Consider the following 20,027-nt stretch of genomic DNA (forward strand, 5'->3'; position numbering starts at 1 on the left):
GTGCCTGTTACTGCTGCTGGAAACGATCGAAGCGCCTTTCGGTCCGGCGTTCCTCGAACGTCACCTCGGTTACGCGCGCGGCCGGCGGCCCGTGGCGCAGCCACGCGAGCATCCGGTCGATCTGCGCGCCGGGGCCCTGGATCATCGCCTCGACGCTGCCGTCCTCGAGATTCGCGACCCAGCCGCGCAGCTTCAATGAATGCGCCTCGCGCACCGTTGCATGACGGAAGCCGACGCCCTGCACGACGCCGCGCACCCGCACGTAGTAGGTCTCGATCCGTTCGTCCAGTTCATTGCGGCTCATCGCGTCGCCCTCCCGTTGCATTCAAGCCCGGCATTGTAGTCGCGTCGGCCGCTTCGCACACGCGTGCGGCGGCCCGGCCGCGCGCCGCCACGGAAGCACGGCCCGCCGGGGCGCCGGCGTTGCGTCGCCGCACGCGCCGACCACGTACAATCTCGCCGACGCTCAACCGCCGCGCCGCTCGCGCGCGCCCTGAAGGAAACGCATGACTGATACCTCCCGCGATCTCGTTCTCGTCACCGGCGCATCCGGTTTCGTCGGCTCGGCCGTCGCGCGCATCGCGCAGCAGAAAGGCTATGCGGTGCGCGTGCTCGTGCGCCCGACCAGCCCGCGCACGAACGTCGCGGATCTCGACGCCGAGATCGTCACCGGCGACATGCGCGACGAGGCGTCGATGCGCGCCGCGCTGCGCGGCGTGCGCTACCTGCTGCACGTGGCGGCCGACTACCGGCTGTGGGCGCCCGATCCCGACGAGATCGAGCGCGCGAACCTCGAAGGCGCGGTCGCGACGATGCGCGCGGCACGCGCCGAAGGCGTCGAGCGGATCGTCTACACGAGCAGCGTCGCGACGCTGAAGGTCACGAGCGCGGGCGACCCGTCCGACGAAAACCGGCCGCTCACGCCCGAGCAGGCGATCGGCGTCTACAAGCGCAGCAAGGTGCTCGCGGAACGCGCGGTCGAGCGGATGATCGCCGACGAAGGGCTGCCGGCCGTGATCGTCAACCCGTCGACGCCGATCGGCCCGCGCGACGTGAAGCCGACGCCGACCGGCCGCATCATCGTCGAAGCCGCGCTCGGCAAGATTCCCGCGTTCGTCGACACGGGGCTGAACCTCGTGCACGTCGACGACGTCGCGCACGGCCACTTCCTCGCGCTCGAACGCGGCCGGATCGGCGAGCGCTACATCCTCGGCGGCGAGAACCTGCCGCTGCAGCAGATGCTGGCCGACATCGCGCAGATGACGGGCCGCAAGGCGCCGACGATCGCGCTGCCGCGCTGGCCGCTGTACCCGCTCGCGGTCGGCGCCGAAGCGGTCGCGAAGTTCACGAAGAAGGAGCCGTTCGTCACCGTGGACGGGCTGCGGATGTCGAAGAACAAGATGTATTTCACGTCCGCGAAGGCCGAGCGCGAGCTCGGCTACCGTGCGCGCCCGTACCGCGAAGGGCTGCGCGATGCGCTCGACTGGTTCCGCTCGGCGGGGTACCTGAAATAACACAAAGCGGCGCGCGGCGCGCCGCCTTGCGCACTTTGTTACACGTCGCGCGCGGACCGGCACCGGCGCAGCGGGTAAAATCGCGGGTCTTACGCAGAGAAGACACGCATGAACCTGAACGATCAGATCGATTCGCTCAACGCGGGCGTCGATCAGCTCCTCCACGATCACCACGCCGCGCAGCAGGCGGCCCGCAGCGCGGAAGCCTTCGCGCGCGCCGCAGCAGCGGAAGCCCAGGCCGCGGCGCAACGTCACGCTGCCGCGGAAGCCGAAGCGCAGGCCGCTGCGCAGCGCCATACGGCGGCAGCCGCCGACGCCGAAGCCGCGCAGCAGCGCCACGCGGAAGCCGCCGCCGCCGCCGAAGCCGCCGCCCACCGTCATACGGATGCCGCCGCGCAAGCCGAAGCCGCCGTGCAGCGCCATACGGAAGCCACCGCACGGACCGAAGCACTCGCGCAACGTCACGCGGATGCCGAAGCCGCATCGCAACGACACGCAGCGGCGATCGCCGAAGCGGAGGCCGCCGCGCAACGCCATGACGCCGCCGCGACCGAAGCCGATGCGGCCGCGCAGCGCCATGCGGCAGCGACCGCCGAAGCCGAGGCCGCCGCGAAGCGTCACGCGCAAGCGGCCGCCGAAGCCGAAGCGGCCACGCAGCGCCACACGGCCGCGATCGCCGAGGCCGAAGCGCTCGCGCAGCGTCATACGGAAGCGATCGCCGAAGCGCAAGCCGCCGCGCAGCGTCATGCCGACGCGACCGCCGAGGCGCAAGCCGTCGCGCAGCGTCACGCCGAAGCGATCGCGCAGGCCGAAGCCGCCGCGCAGCGCCACGCCGACGCCACCGCGCAGGCCGAAGCCCTCACGCAGCGCCATGCCGAAGCGATCGCGCAGGCCGAAGCCGCCGCACAGCACCACGCGAAGGCCGTCGCCGACGCCGAGGCGCTGGTCGAGGCCGTCGTCAACGAAGCCGCGACAAACGCAGTTGCCGCCCCGGCCGTTGCCGCCGAAGCCGTCGAACCGACACCGGCAGGCACGCCGACGGCGGACCCGGCTGTGAACGCATCCGCGCCGGCTGCGGCCGATGCAGCCGATGCAGCAGCCGACGCCGGAACCGCGATCGTTGCGCCGGCGCAAGCCGAAGCCGCGACTGAAACCGACGCCGAAGCGGCCGCCAACCCGGCCGACAAGGCGACGCTGCACGTGGCGCGTCCGTCGCAGCACGAACTCACGCTGACCATCAACGGCGAATCGATCACGCTGCATCCGGAGCAACTCGGTCAGTTGATCGAGGAACTCGCGCATGCGCGCGCGTCGATGCAGCCGGAGCCGCCGCCCGGCATCCCGGCCGGCTGGCGTTTCGTGACGACGAAGAACCCGATGATGGCCGTGCAGAAGCAGTCGAACGGCGACCGCCTGCTGGTCGCCCGCCACACCGGCTACGGCTGGGTTCCGTTCACGTTCTCGCCGGACGTCGTGGTCCAGATGTACATGATGCTGACCCAGCGGTAAGCACCGGCAAGCAGCACCGCCGTAAACGAAACAGCCCGACCGGTTTCCGATCGGGCTGTTTGCTTTCCGGCTGCCGGAACGGCAGCGTCCCGGTCCGCGCGCCGGCGGCGCGCGAAACGCTCAGCGATCCACCGGCGCCTGCACGCGCGCCTTCCACTGGCCGCCCTTGCCGCGCCAGTAGCGCCACGCGGACGCGAACGTCGCGCCGACGTAGAACAGCGCGACGAGCGGCAGCGCGGGCGCCCACAGCGGCGAGCGCCGGTAGTAGCGCAGCATCGGTGCATACGCGGCGCACATCGACGCCCACGCGAGCCACGCCGGCCACGCGCGCGCACCGTATGCGAGCGCCGCGACGGGCGGCACCAGATAGATGATCGCCATCCCGAGCAGCGTGCCGGCCAGCAGCAGCGGCGAATAGTGCAGCTGCGTGAACGCGGTGCGCGCGATCATGTTCCAGATGTCGCGCCAGCTGTCGTACGGGCGCAGCGACACGCTGCGGTCGGCCAGGTCGAGCCGGATCGGATGGCGGCCGCTGCCGCGATGCTTGATCTGCGCGGCGAGGCTGCAGTCGTCGATCAGCGCACCGCGGATCGACTCGATGCCGCCCGCTTCCTCGAGCGCCGTGCGCTTCACGAGCATGCAGCCGCCCGCGGCGCCGGCCGTCCGGTTGCGCGGATTGTTGATCCACGAGAACGGGTAGAGCTTCGCGAAGAAGAACACGAACGCCGGGATCAGCGCCTTTTCCCAGAACGAATCGCAGCGCAGCCGCACCATCAGCGACACGAGATCGCGGTGCTCGGCCTGCGCGCGCGTGACGAGCTGCGCGACGGCATCGGGCGGGTGGCCGATGTCGGCATCCGTCAGCAGCAGGTAGTCGGCCGGCAGGCCGAGCGTCTGCACCGCGGCGATCCCCTGCGACTGCGCCCATACCTTGCCCGACCAGCCGGCCGGCAGCGGCTTCGCGGCCAGCACCGTCAGCCGGTCGGCGCGGTTGATCGCGAGCGCCGCCGCGCGGGCCGCGTCGGCGGTGCCGTCGTCGCTGTGGTCGTCGACGATGATCAGATGAAAGTCGCCCCGATAATCCTGCTCGAGCAGCGAAGTCGCCGCGCGGGCGATCACGTCGGCCTCGTTGCGCGCCGGCACGACCGCGACGACGGCCGGCCAGCCGGCGTCGGCCGCGGCGCCGCGCGCGTCGGGCGGCAGCGGCCGCGCCGGCACCGCGCGCCAGAAGCCGCCGCGCGCGACGAGCAGCACGATCCAGATCATCAGCGACAGGCCGGACACCAGGAAAGCGATCGCCAGCATCATCGGCGCGCCTCCGGCCGGACACCGGCATGTTGAATGGGGGTCAGGAACAAAACGCCCGAAACCGCGCGGGCGGCCGGGCAATACGCATAAGAATCGACGGTCATCGAATGGCCTTGAAATGAGCGCGACGCCGGGCAGCCGGAGCGGCCGCCCGCGAAACCGCGTAGTTTACTGGGTTCCGCGCGCGCCAGCGCCGACGCGGCTCTCCCGCAATTGCAACACGGACGACACGGCACCAGAGCAAGGACTTCCCGATAGGGTTAAAATGCGCGATTAATTCGGGGTTCCGGGGCCTGGTCTGGCCGGTTCGTTCCTGCCTTCATAACATCAAGCCGGGGCGATCGAGTTGGTGCCAGCTCCTCGAACCCCGGCGTCTGTCGTCGGAGTTCGCTCACTTATGCGAGTCATCCTTGCCCAGCCCCGCGGCTTTTGTGCGGGGGTTGTCCGTGCGATCGAGATCGTCGATCGCGCGCTGCAACAGCACGGCGCGCCGGTCTATGTGCGTCATGAGATCGTTCATAACCGGCATGTCGTCGAAAACCTGCGTAATAAAGGGGCACGATTCGTTGAGGAACTCGACGAGGTGCCGCACGGCGCTGTCGCGATCTTCAGCGCGCACGGTGTCGCCCAGACGGTCGAGCGCGACGCGGAAACGCGCGGGCTCGACGTGCTCGACGCGACCTGCCCGCTCGTCACGAAGGTGCACGTGCAGGGCCGCCAGTATGTCGCGGCGGGCCGCCGGCTGATCCTGATCGGCCACGCGGGCCACCCGGAAGTCGAGGGTACGATCGGCCAGATTCCGGCCGAGGTGATCCTCGTGCAGAGCGAAGCCGAAGTCGCGACGCTGACGCTGCCCGTCGATACGCCGGTCGCGTACATCACGCAGACCACGCTGTCGGTCGACGATACGCGCGGCATCATCGAAGCGCTGCAGCGCCGGTTCACCGACCTGGTCGGCCCGGACACGCGCGACATCTGCTATGCCACACAGAATCGCCAGGCCGCCGTGCGCGAGCTGAGCGAACAGGTTGACGTGCTGCTCGTCGTCGGCGCGACGAACAGCTCGAACTCGAACCGCCTGCGCGAGATCGGCACCGAAAGCGGTGTGCCGAGCTATCTCGTCGCCGACGGCTCGGAAGTGAAAGCCGAATGGTTTGCGGGCGTGCAGACGGTCGGCCTGACCGCCGGCGCGTCGGCGCCCGAAGAGATGGTCGAGGATGTAATCGGCGCGCTGCGCGCGCTGGGGCCCGTCGATGTCGCGACGATGGCGGGCCGTGAGGAAAAAGTCGAATTCAAGCTGCCGGCGAAGCTCACGCAAGCTGTCGCCCGCGAAGTTTAAGGAGGACATCCCTTGTCTATTCCGCTGCTCCAGCAAGTCCGTGTCGGCGCATACATCGTGCGCCAGCACCTGTCCGGCAACAAACGCTATCCGCTCGCGCTGATGCTCGAGCCGCTGTTCCGCTGCAACCTCGCGTGCAACGGCTGCGGCAAGATCGATTATCCGGATCCGATCCTGAACCAGCGCCTGTCCGTCGAGGAATGCCTGCAGGCCGTCGACGAGTGCGGCGCGCCCGTCGTGTCGATCGCCGGCGGCGAACCGCTGCTCCACAAGGAGATGCCGGAAATCGTCAAGGGCATCATGAAGCGCAAGAAATTCGTGTACCTGTGCACGAACGCGCTGCTGATGGAAAAGAAGATGGACGATTACGCGCCGAGCCCGTATTTCGTCTGGTCGGTCCACCTCGACGGCGACCAGCAGGCGCACGATCACTCGGTGTCGCAGGAAGGCGTGTACGACAAGGCCGTCGCGGCGATCAAGGAAGCGAAGCGCCGCGGCTTCCGCGTGAACATCAACTGCACGCTGTTCAACGATGCGGTGCCCGAGCGCGTGGCGAAGTTCTTCGACACGCTGGGGCCGATCGGCGTCGACGGCATCACGGTGTCGCCGGGCTACGCGTACGAGCGCGCGCCGGATCAGCAGCACTTCCTGAACCGCGACAAGACGAAGAACCTGTTCCGCGAAATCCTGAAGCGCGGCGAAGGCGGCAAGCGCTGGTCGTTCAGCCAGTCGTCGCTGTTCCTCGACTTCCTGGCCGGCAATCAGACGTACAAGTGCACGCCGTGGGGCAACCCGGCGCGTACGGTGTTCGGCTGGCAGAAGCCGTGCTACCTGGTCGGCGAAGGTTACGTGAAGACCTTCAAGGAACTGATGGAAACGACCGAGTGGGACAACTACGGCGTCGGCAACTACGAGAAGTGCGCTGACTGCATGGTCCACTGCGGCTTCGAGGCAACGGCCGTGATGGACACGATCGCGCACCCGCTGAAGGCGCTGCGCGTGAGCACGAAGGGCATCAAGACCGACGGCCCGTTCGCACCGGACATCTCGATCGCGAAGCAGCGTCCGGCCGAGTACGTGTTCTCGCGCCACGTCGAGATCAAGCTCGAGGAAATCCAGCGCGCCGGCAAGGGCAAGCTGCAGAAGCCGGCGAAGCCGGCAACGGCCGCTTAAGCGCGTTTCGCGTCGCGGGGGCTGCGCCTCCTCACCGGCACGCGGGCATGAATGAAGCGCCACGGAGTTCGCTCCGTGGCGCTTTTGTTTTGGGCCGCTGGATTGTGCCCGCACCACGTTGCCGCGGCGGCCGCGCAATCGTCGACGTCGCGCGATTGCATCGGCCGCGCCGGTGCGGCCGGCCCTGTCTCCTCCATCCTCCCCGTGAAACCTGTCGCGGCACTACGCGACCAGCGATTCGGCCGCGTGCGCGCGCATCTTCTCCGCCGCGTTCGCGACGAGCGCCGGCTGGCCGCTCGTCGCGAACATGCAGACGTGACGCCACAGCTCGGCGAGCCGATGCCGCGTGAGCGTCGCGACGCAGGTATCGTGCGCCACCAGCACGCGCTCGAGCACCGCGCACTCGTCGTCGCGCAGCGCCCATGCACCGCTTTGCGCCGCACGCGCCACGCCCGCATCGAGCGCACGCTCAGCGTCGACGCACAGGTCGATGTCCGCGTCCGCGCACACCGCGTCGTCGATCGCCAGGAACACCAGATAGACGCTCGTGCGCAACCGCATCAGCAGCGCCTCATTGCCATGCTCGCCGCGCAGCGCGACGAGCGCCATGTGGCATTTCAGCGAGATGTCGCGTGCATGCGCGGGCGGCAGCGGCAGCAGCCATTCACGCGTCAGCGGCACGTGGCGACGGTTCTTCCGGCCGGCCTTCATGATTCGCGCTCGCCGGCGGCAGCATCGCTCGCCGCGAAATCCGGCCACGCGGCACGGCAGGCGATCGTGCCGCGGCCTGCATCGTGGTTGAGCTTCGCACGCCGTCGCGCGGCGCTGCGTTGCGGCGTTGCCCGCCCATCCGGCAACCAGCTCGGCGCCGACGCGCGCACGACGTCGGCGAATCGGGTCGGGCAAGCCATGCGCGTCTCCTGCATCAGAACGTGTTCTCGCCCTTCAGGTAGTACGCGGTCTTCACGAAGAACGCCTTGACCGGATGGCCGCCCTGCGCGTCGCGCGCGGCGCGCGCTTCCATCGCAGCCCGCTCCTCGCGCGACCGGTCGGGCGCCGGATTGTGGACACGTTCGAGCGCACGCTGCATCGCGAGCGGATAGTTCTGGTTGCCGGCCGTCGTCGCGCGATAGCCGGCACGCGTCATCTGCATCAGTTGCGCGTCGGTTTCGGCGCGCGCCGCCGACCAGCTCAGCCGCGCGGCATTCGACTGCCAGTCGGAGCCGGCCGACTGCGCAAAGCTGACGGCGGGCAGCGCAACGAGTGCGCAGGAAAGAACAGCAACGGGAACGAGGGATCGCATGGTGGCCTCCAGATGGTTGTCCCCGCATCGATCGCGATCGTCGATGCGTTGAAACCATCGTATGTCGCGCCGCATTCCGCTTGAATAGCCGATTTCGCAATTGATATTTTCGGCTTCGCATTCGGCATGCGATCTGCGTCATTCGCGAATCCCGCCGAACCGGAATTTCCTTATTTCATTCAATTACCTGATTGTATTTTTGCGGGCAATCCGAAACGACGCGCGCACCGCCTTTTCAATTTCCGAAATGATGTGTTGCCTGTGCCACCCCGGCCAGCGCACGTGCCGGCGCGGCTTCCCGCGTGATATCGCGCATGCGGATACCACAAGCCCGGTTTCATCGGATCAAACGATTCTTCTGATACAGGACAAATCATCGGCTTCGGATTGCCGGATCGCGACACGACGCATACGGCAAGGACGCGCGATAATCATGCATCGGCCGTTTCGCACGGCGCCTCATGCATTCCCTTTTTTATCGAGTCCTTCCATGGCTGCCCTCGACACCACCGCCATCGACAGTTGGCACGCGCACGTCTATTTCGATGCGGCCAGCCGCGACGCGGCCTGGGCGTTTCGCCAGGTCGTCGACGAACGGCTCGGCGCGGTCATCGAACTCGGCCGCTTTCACGAACGCCTCGTCGGCCCGCATCCGGCCTGGTCGTACCAGATCGCGTTCGACGCCGCGCGATTCGACGACATCGTGCCGTGGCTCGTGCTGAACCACGGCGCGCTCGATATCTTCCTGCATCCGAATACCGGCGACGACCTGCGCGACCATCGCGATTGCGCGGTGTGGATCGGCAAATCGTATGTGCTGAATCTCGACGCGCTGGCCGGATAAGGTCTGGCGCGCGGCCGCCTTCAACCAGGGCCGCATCCACGTTTCGGGCCGACGTGAAACGTCTCGCGGCGTCGCGCCAATACAGTGGGTTCCGTTATCGACACTTCAGGGAACCCGCCATGACATACACCGACGCCGATGCCCGGCGCATCCATGAATGCTGGCATGCCGCCGTTGTCGCTCGCGACCTCGATGCATTGATTTCGCTGTACGCGGACGACGCGGTGCTCGAAACGCCGCTCGTCGTCGTTGCGCTGCCCGACCACGGCTCGGGCGTGCTGCACGGCAAGGCCGCGATCGGCGAGTTCTTCGCGGCCGGCCTGCGCAATCCGGGCAACCGGCTCGGACGCTGGTACCGGACCGGGTTGTTCTTCTCGAACGGCCGCCAGCTCACATGGGAATATCCGCGCGAAACGCCGGAAGGCGACCAGGTCGATCTCGTCGAGGTGATGGATCTGCACGACGGGCTGATCGCGCATCATCGCGTGTACTGGGGATGGGTCGGCTTTCTCGCGCTGCAAGCCGCGACGCCGGCGCCCGACCGCGCATGACGGCCGCCGGCGAGCGGGCCGCGCCCATGCAAACCGCCGCGCGCCGATAGCGCATTCCCCGGACGCGCCCGTGGCGCGTCGTCACAGGGTCAACACCGCATTGCGCTCACGCGACATACATCGCGACACTGACGAACTGGCACAGGCTGCCGGCCAGCACGAACAGGTGCCAGATACCGTGCCCGTGGCGAATACGCTCGTCGTTGATGAAGAAGTAGATGCCCGCGCTGTAGATCACGCCGCCGGCCACGAGCCATGCGGTGCCCACCGGCGGCAGCGCATGGATCAGCGGGCGCACCGCGACGAGCGCGAGCCAGCCCATCAGCACGTACAGGATCATCGACAGCATGCGCGTGCGCCGCCCGAGCGTCAGTTCCTGCACGATGCCCAGCACGGCGAGCCCCCAGCTCACGCCGAACAGCGACCAGCCCCACGGGCCGCGCAACGTGACCAGCGTGAACGGCGTGTAGCTGCCGGCGATCAGCAGGTAGATCGCCGAATGGTCGCATTTCTGCAGGATCGCTTTCAGGCGCGGGTTGCGCACGCTGTGGTACGCCGTCGAGATCGCGTAGAGCAGGATCAGCATCGCGCCGTACACGCTGAAGCTCACCACCTTGTACGGGTCGCCTTCGAGCGCGCCCATCGTCACGAGCGCCACGAGGCCGGCCACCGACAGCACCGCGCCGACGAGATGGGAAATGCTGTTGAAACGCTCACCGACATGCACGACGTGTTCTCCTGCGGGTCCACCGGGGAAAAATGAGTTCTATGATACCGGCCACCGGACCTTGCCGTGCTGCGCGCCGGCAAACGACGCGGCGATACCCGCGATAGGCGCACCGCCCACCCCGCCAAAGAAAAAGCGCCGCGAAATCCATCGCGGCGCTTCCTTGTAAATCACCGAACCGTTTCACCGGCCCGGTTCAGCAGCACTTCCCTGCTCCCGACCCGTACCGCGCATTCTGACGCTCGCGGAAAAATTCCTCGTACGTCATCGGCTCGCGGTCCGGATGGGTTTCACGCATGTGCGCGACGTAGGTGTCGTAGTCGGGCAGGCCGACCATCAGCCGCAACGCCTGCCCGAGGTAACGCCCCGCACTGCGCAGGTCGCTGCCAAGATCGCTGAACATCGCGGCCTCCCCTTAACGTCCGCTGCCGAGCGCCTGCGCGGCCGGCATCGCTTCGTACGGCGTCTCGCGCACGGTCGGCTTCGACTCGCGGCGCGCGCGCAGCACGGCGATCGCGCCGTACACCGCGATGCTGATGACGACGAAGATGAACAGCCCGGCCAGCGCCGCATCGATGTAGTCGTTGAAGATGATCCGCTTCATCTGCGCGATCGACTTGGCCGGCGCGAGCACCTTGCCTTCGTCCACCGCGGCCTGCAGCTTCGCCGCGTGCGCGAGGAAGCTGACCTTCGGGTTCGCATCGAAAATCTTCTGCCAGCCGGCCGTCAGCGTGCAGATCAGCAGCCATGCCGTCGGCACGATCGTCACCCATGCATAGCGCTCGCGCTTCATCTTGAACAGCACGACGGTGCCGAGCACCAGCGCGATCGCGGCGAGCATCTGGTTCGAGATGCCGAACAGCGGCCACAGCGTGTTGATGCCGCCGAGCGGATCGACCACGCCCTGGTACAGGAAGTAGCCCCACGCAGCCACGCACAGCCCGGTGGCGACCAGGTTCGCGGGCAGCGACTCGGTGCGCTTGAGCGCCGGGTGGAACGTGCCGAGCAGATCCTGCAGCATGAAGCGGCCCGCGCGCGTGCCGGCGTCGACGGCCGTCAGGATGAACAGCGCCTCGAACAGGATCGCGAAGTGATACCAGAACGCCATCATCGCTTCGCCGCCGATCACCTGGTGCAGGATGTGCGCCATGCCGACGGCCAGCGTCGGCGCGCCGCCCGCGCGCGCGATGATCGTCGTTTCGCCGACGGCCTTCGCGGTCTGCGTGAGCATGTCGGGCGTCAGCACGAAGCCCCACTGCGTGACGGTGTTCGCGACGGCTTCCGGCGTCGAGCCGAGCACGGCGGCCGGCGCGTTCATCGCGAAGTAGATGCCCGGCTCGATCACGCATGCGGCGACCAGCGCCATGATCGCGACAAACGATTCCATCAGCATCGCGCCGTAACCGATGAAGCGCGCGTTGGTTTCGTTGTCGATCAGCTTCGGCGTCGTGCCCGACGAGATCAGCGCGTGGAAGCCCGACACCGCGCCGCATGCGATCGTGATGAACAGGAACGGGAACAGGTTGCCCGACCACACCGGGCCCGTGCCGTCGACGAACTTCGTCAGCGCGGGCATCTTCAGTTCCGGCGCAACGACCAGGATGCCGATCGCGAGGCCGAGGATCGTGCCGATCTTCAGGAACGTCGACAGGTAGTCGCGCGGCGCGAGCAGCAGCCACACCGGCAGCACCGATGCGACGAAGCCATAGCCGATCAGGATCCACGTGAGCTGCGTGCCGCTGAACGTGAACCATGCGGCGAGCGCGGGCGAATCGTGCACGGTCTGGCCGAACGCGATCGACGCCATCAGCAGCACGAAGCCGATGATCGACACTTCGCCGATGCGGCCCGGACGGATGTAGCGCGTATAGACGCCCATGAACAGCGCGATCGGAATCGTCGCGGCGACGGTGAACGTGCCCCACGGCGAATTGGTCAGCGCCTTCACGACGATCAGCGCGAGCACCGCGAGGATGATCACCATGATCAGGAACGCGCCGAACAGCGCGATCACGCCGGGCACCGTGCCGAGCTCCATCTTGACGAGATCGCCGAGCGAGCGGCCGTCGCGGCGCGTCGAGATGAACAGCACGATGAAGTCCTGCACCGCGCCGGCGAACACGACGCCGGCCAGGATCCACAGCATGCCGGGCGTGTAGCCCATCTGCGCGGCGAGCACGGGCCCGACGAGCGGCCCCGCGCCGGCGATCGCGGCGAAGTGATGGCCGAACAGCACGTACTTGTTGGTCGGCACGTAGTCGAGGCCGTCGTTGTACTTGACTGCCGGCGTCATCCGCAGCCCGTCGAGCTGCATGACCTTGCTGGCGATGAAACGGCTGTAGAAGCGATACGCGATCAGATACACGCAGACAGCGGCGATCACGATCCAGAGGGCACTGACGCGCTCGCCGTGCGCGAGTGCGATCGTTCCGAACGAGAACGCGCCGAGCAGCGCGACCGCGATCCAGAGCAGGGTACTGGAAGCCCGATTCATGGCGTCTCCTGGTCTCCAATGTGGTTTTGATGGCATGCGGCGAAGTGGCCGCACACGCGTGACGTCGATGCGTCGTGCCGCGGTCTTGCAAAGGCCGCGGCAATGGGCCGTAGTATTCCGTGCGACGGGGGCGGCTTACAAGCGGATAACTACGTATGCGGGGCTACGTAGAATTACGTAGAGCGTGCCGCATATACCTTATCCGGTCGCGATTGATCGCGCCCGGCAAGCCACGTACAGTGTTCGCCTGCCTCGATTCCGGAACCGCCATGCCGATCCGATTTCAGAAGATGAACGCGAATGGCGACGACTTCGTCATCGTCGACCTGCGCGGCGATGATCGGGAATACACACAGGCGATCGACCGCGACCTCGTACGGCGCATGGGTGACCGGCATCGCGGCATCGGCTTCAACCAGCTCGCGGTGCTATCCGACTGCGACGACGCGGCCGCCCGCGTCGCGTTCTGGAACCCCGACGGCTCGGCGCTCGATACCTGCGGCAGCGCGACGCGCGGCGTCGCGTGGAAGCTGATGCGGGAAACCGGCGCGGCGTCGGTCGTGCTGCGCACCAACCGCGGGCGCCTGCTCTGTTCGCACGATGCGCACGGGCTGATCACGGTCGAGATGGGCACGCCGCGCGTCGGCTGGCGGGACGTGCCCGTCGCCGAAGCCGTCGACACGCTCGCCCTTCCGCTGCCCGGCGCACCGGCCGCGTGCAACATGGGCAATCCGCACTGCACGTTCTTCGTCGACGATCTCGATGCGATCGATATCGAAACGCTCGGCCCGGCAATCGAAACGCATCCGCTGTTTCCGCTGAAAACCAACGTGCATTTCGTTCAGGTCGTCAGCCGCACGCATATCCGCCTGCGCATCTGGGAGCGCGGCGGCGGCGTGCCGCTCGGTTCGGGCTCGTGTTCGTGCGGCGCGGTGGTCAACGGCATCCGGCGCGGGCTGCTCGACCCTACGGTGCGGGTGGAATGCGACGGCGGCGACGTCGCCGTTCAATGGGACGGCACCGGCAGCGTGTTCCTGAGCGGGCCGGTCGCGTTCGGTTTCGACGGGGTGTGGGTGGACGGGAAGATGCCGGCAAGCTGATCGCCGGCGTTCGTGCTGCGGCGTGAATCGCGATACCGATTCGCGCCGGATGCACTGCGGCAACGCAGCCGCGTCGTCATCGATCGTCGACGCAATCCGTTCGCCGCCATGATATAGCGTCCGGCCTCCGACGATCGCGCCGACGCGCGGGAGCAGCCATCGCCCGCGGTCGGACTGCCCCGGCGCAGCGCGCGCCGGGCTGCATCGATCAGTGCTTGTCGTCGATCTTCTTCGGCTTCGGCGGCGACGGCACCTTCGTGTACTGGAACGCCGGCGTCGCCTTCAGCGCATCCTTCGTCGCGCCCGGCAGGTAGATGTTGCCGTTGCGCACGTCGAGCGACGCGATCGGCACCGCGACGTCATGCGCGGCCACGCCGAGGAAACCGCCGGCCGACACGATCGCCGCCGACACCGAGCCGTCCGGCGCGACGATCAGGTCGCGCACGGTGCCGACCTTCTGGTTCGCGTCGTTGTAGACGGCCTTGCCGAGCACGCTCTTCTTCACGCTCCAGCCTTCGAGCAGCGCCTGCGATTGCTCGACGGTGACGCTGAGCGGCTGTGTGCCGGCGATCTGCGCGTGTGCGCTGACGCTCGATGCGAGGATGGTTGCTGCGATGAGGGTTTTGTAGAACGCCATGCTTTTATGCACTCCGGTGAATTGTTGTCGATATCCGCGGCCGGCCTAGCCGCCTGCGTGCGCGACACATCGCACCGGCCCATGTTAGCGCCACTCGCGAGATGCTGCATCGAACGCGATGACGCAGCACTCATGTCGGCGCCGCCCCATCACGCATTCCGCGAATACACCCTGCGATGCCGCACCGCCTCCGCCAGCACGTCGAGCACCGGCTCCGTCTGCGTCCAGCTCAAGCACGCATCGGTGATCGACACGCCGTACTGCAACGGCACGCCCGGCTTCAGATCCTGCCGTCCGGCCTCGAGATGGCTCTCGACCATCACGCCGACGATCCGGTGCTCGCCCTGCGACAGTTGCCGCGCGAGATCCTGCGCGACGTCGATCTGCCGCTCGTGCGACTTGTTCGAGTTCGCGTGCGAGCAGTCGACCATCACCTGCTCGCGCAGCCCGGCCTTGCGCAGCACCGCGCAGCATTCCTCGACATGCGCGGCATCGTAGTTCGGGCCGCTCTTGCCGCCACGCAGGATCACGTGCGCGTCGTCGTTGCCGCGCGTCTCGAAGATCGCGGCCATTCCCATCTTCGTCATCCCCATGAACGCATGGCTCGCGGCCGCGGCGACGATCGCGTCCGACGCGACCTGCACGCCGCCGTCGGTGCCGTTCTTGAAGCCGATCGGGCAGCTCAGCCCCGATGCGAGCTGGCGATGGCTCTGGCTCTCGGTCGTGCGCGCGCCGATCGCGCCCCACGCGATCAGGTCGGCGATGTACTGCGGGCTCAGCAGGTCGAGAAATTCGGTCGCGGCCGGCAGGCCGAGCGCGTTGACGTCGAGCAGCAGTTGCCGCGCGGCGCGCAGCCCTTCGTTGATGCGGAAGCTGCCGTCGAGGCGCGGATCGTTGATGTAGCCCTTCCAGCCGACCGTCGTGCGCGGTTTCTCGAAGTAGACGCGCATCGTGATCAGCAGGTCGTCCTTCAGCGCATCGGCCGCAACTTTCAGACGGCGCGCATAGTCGAGCGCCTGGTCGTGATCGTGGATCGAGCACGGGCCGACGACGAGCAGCAGCCGGTCGTCGCGGCCGTGCAGGATGTCGCCGATCGCGCGGCGCGTATCCTCGACGAGCGTCTGCGTGGCGGCCGGCACCGGCAACTCGTCGAGCAGCAGCGCCGGCGAAATCAGCGGACGCACGGCGCCGATGCGGACGTCGTCGATGCGCGTGGTGTCCTGCGTCGCGTCGGCGCTGCCTACCTCGCGATCGTGGGAAGGATTGTCGAGGTTCTGCATGGTGATTCTCCGGGGGACGTCTGGAATGATGTGCAGGCTCGATTATGGCACCCGGGAGAGGCGGCAGCCGGGTGTGGCGGGGGAATGCATGTGACGGCGGTCAGGGTCGTGCGACAGACGGCAGGCGCGGGATGCAAAAAGGGCGATCCGCAGCGGATCGCCCTGCCCTTCACCGCGTCGCCCCGCGCGTCTAGTGCGGCGTCTCGGGCGCCAGCGAATTGCTCGGCAGCAGCGCCGTCAGCCAGCAGTTGCTCGGTGCGGCTTTCCCGTTGAAGCGGTCGTAGAGCCACGGCAGCATGCCGGCCACCCAGGGCGCGATCGCGCCCACATGTTCGAGCGGATACTCGGTGTATGTGACCGGCGTGCCGCTCGCGCAGAACTTCTGCGCAAGCGCGCGCACGTCGTACGCAAGCATCACGCCGTCGCCCACCTGGCTGCCGAACGTGCCGTCGAGCGCGCCCGCCGTGCCCTGGCCGATAAACATCGGGATCGTCGGCGACGCGGCCAGCCCCGCATTCACCTTGTTCGCATACGTCACATACACCGGAATGCTGTTGATGTCGTTCGCGTATTGCGGCTTGAACAGCGTCGCCCAATGCAGGCCCGTGTACTTCGGCAGGATGTACCCGAGCGACTGGCTCTGGATGTCCTTGAACACGGCAACGCCGGTGTCGCTGAGATAGGGCGTCAGGTCGAAGCCGTATCCGCGCGACAGCCCGGCGAGCGCGGCCGCGGCGACGCCGCCCCAGACGATGCTGCCATCCACATAGCGCAGATTGTGCGCGGGGTCGACCAGCACGCCGCCTTCCGCCGCGCCGACGAGCTGCCTGTTGATGTCGGGCGCATAGCTCGGCGCGAGTTGCGCGGCCCAGTTCGTCGCGATCGCCCCGCCGGAATAGCCGATCATCGCGACCTTGCTCGACGGATTCAGGCCGGTCGACGGCGTATTGAGCGCCGCGCGGATCGAATCGAGCGTCGTCATCCCGTATTCGGGGCCGGCGGCAAAGTCCGCCGTCTGGCCTTCCGTATCGGGCACGATGATGTTGTAGCCCAGCAGCAGCAGTGTCGACAGCGGAATCGATTCCGCGCTGTAGAACAACGTGCCCACGTTGATGACCTTCGTGACGTCGCGGTCGCCGGCGATCACCTGCGACGGTTCGTCGTACGGGTTCAGCGAATCGTAGGCCGACTGGTACGAGATGGCCTGGCCGTTGCTGACCGCGCTCCGGATCACGGACGTCACGTTGACGACCGGCTGGTTCCGCGCGTTGTTGGTGCGATACAGCAGCTGCTGCGCGGTCAGCGCGGTCGGAATGCCGGCCACGTGATAGGTGACGTTGCGCGTCTTCAGCACCGTGCCCGGTGGAATCGATGCCAATGGCGTGGCGCCGGTGTACGTATAGAACGGATCGGACACGGTCGGCGTACCGGCGCTGGCCAGCGGTGCGGCGAAGGCCAGTGCAGCGGACACGGCGGCCGCGGCAATTATCAAACGTCTGGAGGACATGGGTGGGGGCCCCTGGGATAACCTGCTTTCATCGAAGGAAGTTCGGCGGTGTTGCAGACCATCGCGATTGCCGCTTCAAAACCGTTTCCGAGCCATCGACTGTCTCCTGTGAATGAATGATCCGGCTTGTTCGGAATCTGCGATTTTAGTAGGAGTACAAACCGGATGAATTGAAGCACAACGGGAGCGCGATCGACGTGCGTTTTCCGTTGTTTGAAGGTAAACGCCTAAATCCGCCGCAACGCGATGCGGGCGCCCCGGCCGTTCGGCCGACTGCCCGCACCCGGATGAAGTGCCGTACGATCACGGCTGTCCGTTACCGAAGCGGCCCGTCGTGCGATGCGGGCCGCGCGGCGCACCGCCTGCGTGTGACCGATCGTCTCCTGCCCAACCGACACGCCACGATGACCGTATCCGAACTGCTCCGTGCCATCCGCCAACCCTATATCGACCTGCTCGCGAAAGCGGCAGCGCAACCGGCGGTGATCGTCGAACCGGCCTACCGGCAGGCCGACGGCGCGCTGGCCACCGAAGGGCCGCTCGCGCTGCCGTGCCGGGCCGACACGATCCCGGCCGAAGGCGACGCGGCCGGCCAGCCGTCGATGGTCGATTCGACCTCGCAACTGGATTTCGAGCCGTTCGCGTTCGACCTCGAAACGGCGGCCGTGTCGATCCGCCCGTTCGTGTGGGACTGGGCCGCGATCGAGGCCGACGGCCTCGACGAAAGCGCGGCGATCGACGCGCTCAAGACATGGTTCTTCGCGTGGTTCGATGTGGACGACGAGAACACGCCGGCCGAAGACGGGCTGCATGGCATCGTTCACTACCTGTCGGAACCGGTTCGCACGGAACAGGGGTGGCGCGTCAATGCGGATCTCGGTTCCGCGCCCGAGACGGCTGTCGAGGATCTGCTGTTCCGGCTCGTCGATGCGGGGGCTACGCGGATCAGTGTCGGTTGAAATGTCGCTTTATCTCTTGCACACCACCATCATGAAAAAAGCTCTTGTCGCGGTACTGCTCTGTATTTCGTTGCCGGCGCTCGCCAAGGTTTCCACCGAAGTGTTCTGTTTCACATCGGACGGCGACAAACCCGTGCGCTTCGAGATGCGCACCTATTACGACGATGCGGTCAATTGGACGGGCGGCATGGTCCGGTACGCGAAATCGAAAACGGCCCTCCCGCTGGTGATCGAACACGAAGAGGACGAAGTGCTCGCCGAAGACCGTCCGCACCAGTTCACGACAACCTGGGTCGAAATGGTCGACGGCAAGATCAACGGGAGATACGAAATGATGTCGCAGGGCGCCAACATCTATTCGATGATCTACACCAATGCGCGCACCGGCAAGAAAGCCGCGTTCGGCAGGGCGCTGGATGTCGATGCTTCCGAACAAACCGGGTGCCGCTGGTGATGCGCCCGTTTATCCGGATCGCATGGATGCTGATCGCATTGCGCGCGGGCGTGTCGGATGCCGCGCCACGCACGGTCTACGAGGGAACGCTGCAAGGCGCGGGAGCCGTCGTGATGGAACTCGACAACCTCCCGGCCGCGGACGGAAATCTCTCCGGTCGCTATTTCTATGTGCAGTTCGGCGTCGATATTCCGCTGCACGGCACGCCCGCGCAACTGGTCGAACCGCTCGTGCGCACGCAGTTGCCGGACGACGCACGCAACACATCGGGATTCCGCGAGCGTGCCGATTTCGATCATGCCACGGCAACCTGGCGCGGCACGCGAGACAAGGACGGCTACCGCGGCCGCTGGACCGAAGCGCGCTCGGGCAGGTCGCGCACCTTCACGTTGCGCCGCGTCGCAGAATACGATCCCGACGCGGTAGCGCCCGGCTCCGTCGAAGCCATCACCGATCTCTCCGCAGGCGGCGTCGGAAGCGGCATCGCGCGCAGCGCGGACATCGAGATGAAGCACGCACCTTATGCAACGCTGAAGCTCGCAGGGCACGCACGGCCAGTTGGCTCCGAGATCGGCGACGACACGGTTGCGTACCGGATGTGGAGCGACCCGCGCACGGTGCTCGCCTATCCGCGGCTGAGCCGCCATCCCGATCCGGCCGTGATGGCGCGGGTCAACCATCTGCTGGAGCAGCGGCACTGGCAGATGAATCTCGCTGCGCTCGGATGCGCGTCGACACGCTATACAGACGACGGGCCGGCAGCCGGAACGCTCGGCGGCTATGACGACGAGCACGTGACAGTCACATGGCTGTCGCGCGCGGCATTGGGCATAGTGGAATCGGGCAGCACGTTCTGCGGCGGCGCGTACCCGGACAATTACTACGATCCGGTCACGTTCGACCTGCTGCACGGCGCGTATCTCGACTGGAATCGCGTGATCGACGCGGCTACGCCAAGCAAGGACGGCGACACGGAAACGAGCGCCACATTGATGCGCTTCATCGCGCAGCGACGTGACAAGGCCGAGCCGGGCGAACGGCCGACGGACGGCTACGGCAATTCGCTGTCGTGCGCCGACGTGTTCCCCCAGTATCTTGCGTTCGAACTCGATGCGCCCGACAAGCTGTCGTTCGCCGTATCCGGTATCGGCCACGCGGCGGGTGCCTGTCTCGGGCCACAGCTCGACGCGCCATTTGCGGCGCTCGCGCCGATCCTGAAGCCGGACGGTGCGCGTTATCTCGTACCAGGCGTCAAGCTGAAGTAACGCTGCGGTACGTAGCGGTATCCGCATCGCGCATCGGCCCGGCCACGCAGCGACGAGGCCGGT

At 67.0% G+C, this 20,027-nt stretch carries 21 protein-coding genes; 10 read left to right on the top strand and 11 right to left on the bottom strand.

The annotated features are described in order from the left end of the window. Positions 1-7: 7 nt before the first annotated feature. Positions 8-304 carry an acylphosphatase gene (locus ACM6JT_RS19425; RefSeq protein WP_034181598.1) on the bottom strand — a complete coding sequence of 99 codons (297 nt, stop codon included), beginning with the start codon at positions 302-304 and terminating at the stop codon, positions 8-10. A 202-nt stretch (positions 305-506) separates the two neighbouring features. On the opposite strand from ACM6JT_RS19425, the gene hpnA reads away from it, so the two are divergent. Together hpnA and ACM6JT_RS19435 are read left to right on the top strand one after the other, a co-directional pair. After that, positions 507-1,514 (top strand): hopanoid-associated sugar epimerase, encoded by a 1,008-nt coding sequence (gene hpnA / locus ACM6JT_RS19430; RefSeq protein ID WP_034181597.1) that lies wholly within the window; start codon positions 507-509, stop codon positions 1,512-1,514. A gap of 108 nt (positions 1,515-1,622) precedes the next feature. Next, positions 1,623-3,023, top strand: a complete 1,401-nt coding sequence (locus ACM6JT_RS19435; RefSeq protein WP_414857079.1) for a phage tail protein — start codon at positions 1,623-1,625, stop codon at positions 3,021-3,023. Positions 3,024-3,143: 120 nt separating this feature from the next. Here the strand turns inward: ACM6JT_RS19435 and ACM6JT_RS19440 are convergent, their stop codons facing one another. Further along, a complete protein-coding gene (locus ACM6JT_RS19440; protein ID WP_034181595.1) occupies positions 3,144-4,331 on the bottom strand; it encodes a glycosyltransferase in 1,188 nt (395 codons plus the stop codon). 397 nt (positions 4,332-4,728) lie between these two features. Here ACM6JT_RS19440 and ispH point away from each other — a divergent pair, with 397 nt between their 5' ends. Beyond that, entirely contained in the window at positions 4,729-5,670 is a 942-nt protein-coding gene (gene ispH / locus ACM6JT_RS19445) for a 4-hydroxy-3-methylbut-2-enyl diphosphate reductase (protein ID WP_034181594.1), read from the top strand. A 12-nt stretch (positions 5,671-5,682) separates the two neighbouring features. Then, complete coding sequence (hpnH, locus tag ACM6JT_RS19450; RefSeq protein WP_034181593.1) at positions 5,683-6,843, top strand: adenosyl-hopene transferase HpnH; 1,161 nt, start codon at positions 5,683-5,685, stop codon at positions 6,841-6,843. Between the two features lie 222 nt (positions 6,844-7,065). On the opposite strand, the gene ACM6JT_RS19455 is transcribed toward hpnH, so the two are convergent. The 3 genes from ACM6JT_RS19455 to ACM6JT_RS19465 are packed head-to-tail and all read right to left on the bottom strand — an operon-like array spanning position 7,066 to position 8,146. After that, positions 7,066-7,554, bottom strand: a complete 489-nt coding sequence (locus ACM6JT_RS19455) for a hypothetical protein (RefSeq protein WP_217590306.1) — start codon at positions 7,552-7,554, stop codon at positions 7,066-7,068. Continuing rightward, positions 7,551-7,754: a hypothetical protein gene (locus ACM6JT_RS19460; protein ID WP_034181818.1), complete on the bottom strand. Its 204-nt coding sequence runs from the start codon at positions 7,752-7,754 to the stop codon at positions 7,551-7,553. The genes ACM6JT_RS19455 and ACM6JT_RS19460 overlap by 4 nt, the downstream gene beginning before the upstream one ends. A 14-nt stretch (positions 7,755-7,768) precedes the next feature. Next, positions 7,769-8,146: a hypothetical protein gene (locus tag ACM6JT_RS19465; protein ID WP_243565809.1), complete on the bottom strand. Its 378-nt coding sequence runs from the start codon at positions 8,144-8,146 to the stop codon at positions 7,769-7,771. 490 nt (positions 8,147-8,636) lie between these two features. On the opposite strand from ACM6JT_RS19465, the gene ACM6JT_RS19470 reads away from it, so the two are divergent. Together ACM6JT_RS19470 and ACM6JT_RS19475 are read left to right on the top strand one after the other, a co-directional pair. Then, positions 8,637-8,990, top strand: a complete 354-nt coding sequence (locus tag ACM6JT_RS19470; RefSeq protein WP_131946595.1) for a DOPA 4,5-dioxygenase family protein — start codon at positions 8,637-8,639, stop codon at positions 8,988-8,990. Between the two features lie 119 nt (positions 8,991-9,109). Beyond that, on the top strand, positions 9,110-9,541 hold the full coding sequence (locus ACM6JT_RS19475; RefSeq protein WP_131946596.1) for a nuclear transport factor 2 family protein: 432 nt from the start codon (positions 9,110-9,112) through the stop codon (positions 9,539-9,541). A 106-nt stretch (positions 9,542-9,647) separates the two neighbouring features. Here the strand turns inward: ACM6JT_RS19475 and trhA are convergent, their stop codons facing one another. The 3 genes from trhA to ACM6JT_RS19490 form a co-directional block, all read right to left on the bottom strand. Next, positions 9,648-10,268 (bottom strand): PAQR family membrane homeostasis protein TrhA, encoded by a 621-nt coding sequence (gene trhA / locus ACM6JT_RS19480; protein WP_034181589.1) that lies wholly within the window; start codon positions 10,266-10,268, stop codon positions 9,648-9,650. 196 nt (positions 10,269-10,464) lie between these two features. Next, positions 10,465-10,671, bottom strand: coding sequence for a YbdD/YjiX family protein (locus ACM6JT_RS19485; protein WP_006480280.1), 207 nt, complete (start codon positions 10,669-10,671; stop codon positions 10,465-10,467). A gap of 12 nt (positions 10,672-10,683) precedes the next feature. Further along, positions 10,684-12,762 (bottom strand): carbon starvation CstA family protein, encoded by a 2,079-nt coding sequence (locus tag ACM6JT_RS19490; protein ID WP_034181588.1) that lies wholly within the window; start codon positions 12,760-12,762, stop codon positions 10,684-10,686. 269 nt (positions 12,763-13,031) lie between these two features. Here ACM6JT_RS19490 and dapF point away from each other — a divergent pair, with 269 nt between their 5' ends. Next, complete coding sequence (gene dapF, locus ACM6JT_RS19495; RefSeq protein ID WP_243565810.1) at positions 13,032-13,862, top strand: diaminopimelate epimerase; 831 nt, start codon at positions 13,032-13,034, stop codon at positions 13,860-13,862. A gap of 208 nt (positions 13,863-14,070) precedes the next feature. Here the strand turns inward: dapF and ACM6JT_RS19500 are convergent, their stop codons facing one another. The 3 genes from ACM6JT_RS19500 to ACM6JT_RS19510 form a co-directional block, all read right to left on the bottom strand. Then, a complete protein-coding gene (locus ACM6JT_RS19500) occupies positions 14,071-14,499 on the bottom strand; it encodes a PRC-barrel domain-containing protein (protein ID WP_034181586.1) in 429 nt (142 codons plus the stop codon). Between the two features lie 149 nt (positions 14,500-14,648). Then, complete coding sequence (locus ACM6JT_RS19505) at positions 14,649-15,779, bottom strand: 3-deoxy-7-phosphoheptulonate synthase (protein WP_105390591.1); 1,131 nt, start codon at positions 15,777-15,779, stop codon at positions 14,649-14,651. 190 nt (positions 15,780-15,969) lie between these two features. Continuing rightward, a complete protein-coding gene (locus ACM6JT_RS19510; protein WP_414857080.1) occupies positions 15,970-17,286 on the bottom strand; it encodes a lipase family protein in 1,317 nt (438 codons plus the stop codon). Positions 17,287-17,690: 404 nt separating this feature from the next. On the opposite strand from ACM6JT_RS19510, the gene ACM6JT_RS19515 reads away from it, so the two are divergent. Genes ACM6JT_RS19515 through ACM6JT_RS19525 form a run of 3 tightly spaced genes read left to right on the top strand, consistent with a single transcriptional unit; the run spans position 17,691 to position 19,964 of the window. Beyond that, entirely contained in the window at positions 17,691-18,245 is a 555-nt protein-coding gene (locus ACM6JT_RS19515) for a hypothetical protein (RefSeq protein ID WP_105390637.1), read from the top strand. A gap of 1 nt (position 18,246) precedes the next feature. Next, the gene (locus ACM6JT_RS19520) at positions 18,247-18,699 is read left to right on the top strand and encodes a hypothetical protein (protein WP_414857081.1); all 453 of its coding nucleotides are present in this window, start codon (positions 18,247-18,249) and stop codon (positions 18,697-18,699) included. Continuing rightward, positions 18,699-19,964: a hypothetical protein gene (locus tag ACM6JT_RS19525; RefSeq protein ID WP_414857204.1), complete on the top strand. Its 1,266-nt coding sequence runs from the start codon at positions 18,699-18,701 to the stop codon at positions 19,962-19,964. Before ACM6JT_RS19520 ends, ACM6JT_RS19525 begins: the two co-directional genes overlap by 1 nt. Positions 19,965-20,027: the final 63 nt, after the last annotated feature.

The sequence above is a fragment of the Burkholderia sp. IT-111MI5 genome (assembly GCF_949752865.1).
GTDB classification, from domain to species: Bacteria; Pseudomonadota; Gammaproteobacteria; order Burkholderiales; family Burkholderiaceae; genus Burkholderia; species Burkholderia pyrrocinia_C.

Bases quoted from the DNA above. Each gene is read 5' to 3' on its own strand.
- ACM6JT_RS19425 (WP_034181598.1), bottom strand. From the start codon at position 304: ATGAGCCGCAATGAACTGGACGAACGGATCGAGACCTACTACGTGCGG.
- hpnA (WP_034181597.1), top strand. From the start codon at position 507: ATGACTGATACCTCCCGCGATCTCGTTCTCGTCACCGGCGCATCCGGT.
- ACM6JT_RS19435 (WP_414857079.1), top strand. From the start codon at position 1,623: ATGAACCTGAACGATCAGATCGATTCGCTCAACGCGGGCGTCGATCAG.
- ACM6JT_RS19440 (WP_034181595.1), bottom strand. From the start codon at position 4,331: ATGATGCTGGCGATCGCTTTCCTGGTGTCCGGCCTGTCGCTGATGATC.
- ispH (WP_034181594.1), top strand. From the start codon at position 4,729: ATGCGAGTCATCCTTGCCCAGCCCCGCGGCTTTTGTGCGGGGGTTGTC.
- ACM6JT_RS19455 (WP_217590306.1), bottom strand. From the start codon at position 7,554: ATGAAGGCCGGCCGGAAGAACCGTCGCCACGTGCCGCTGACGCGTGAA.
- ACM6JT_RS19460 (WP_034181818.1), bottom strand. From the start codon at position 7,754: ATGGCTTGCCCGACCCGATTCGCCGACGTCGTGCGCGCGTCGGCGCCG.
- ACM6JT_RS19465 (WP_243565809.1), bottom strand. From the start codon at position 8,146: ATGCGATCCCTCGTTCCCGTTGCTGTTCTTTCCTGCGCACTCGTTGCG.
- ACM6JT_RS19470 (WP_131946595.1), top strand. From the start codon at position 8,637: ATGGCTGCCCTCGACACCACCGCCATCGACAGTTGGCACGCGCACGTC.
- ACM6JT_RS19475 (WP_131946596.1), top strand. From the start codon at position 9,110: ATGACATACACCGACGCCGATGCCCGGCGCATCCATGAATGCTGGCAT.
- ACM6JT_RS19485 (WP_006480280.1), bottom strand. From the start codon at position 10,671: ATGTTCAGCGATCTTGGCAGCGACCTGCGCAGTGCGGGGCGTTACCTC.
- ACM6JT_RS19490 (WP_034181588.1), bottom strand. From the start codon at position 12,762: ATGAATCGGGCTTCCAGTACCCTGCTCTGGATCGCGGTCGCGCTGCTC.
- dapF (WP_243565810.1), top strand. From the start codon at position 13,032: ATGCCGATCCGATTTCAGAAGATGAACGCGAATGGCGACGACTTCGTC.
- ACM6JT_RS19500 (WP_034181586.1), bottom strand. From the start codon at position 14,499: ATGGCGTTCTACAAAACCCTCATCGCAGCAACCATCCTCGCATCGAGC.
- ACM6JT_RS19505 (WP_105390591.1), bottom strand. From the start codon at position 15,779: ATGCAGAACCTCGACAATCCTTCCCACGATCGCGAGGTAGGCAGCGCC.
- ACM6JT_RS19510 (WP_414857080.1), bottom strand. From the start codon at position 17,286: ATGTCCTCCAGACGTTTGATAATTGCCGCGGCCGCCGTGTCCGCTGCA.
- ACM6JT_RS19515 (WP_105390637.1), top strand. From the start codon at position 17,691: ATGACCGTATCCGAACTGCTCCGTGCCATCCGCCAACCCTATATCGAC.
- ACM6JT_RS19520 (WP_414857081.1), top strand. From the start codon at position 18,247: ATGTCGCTTTATCTCTTGCACACCACCATCATGAAAAAAGCTCTTGTC.
- ACM6JT_RS19525 (WP_414857204.1), top strand. From the start codon at position 18,699: ATGCGCCCGTTTATCCGGATCGCATGGATGCTGATCGCATTGCGCGCG.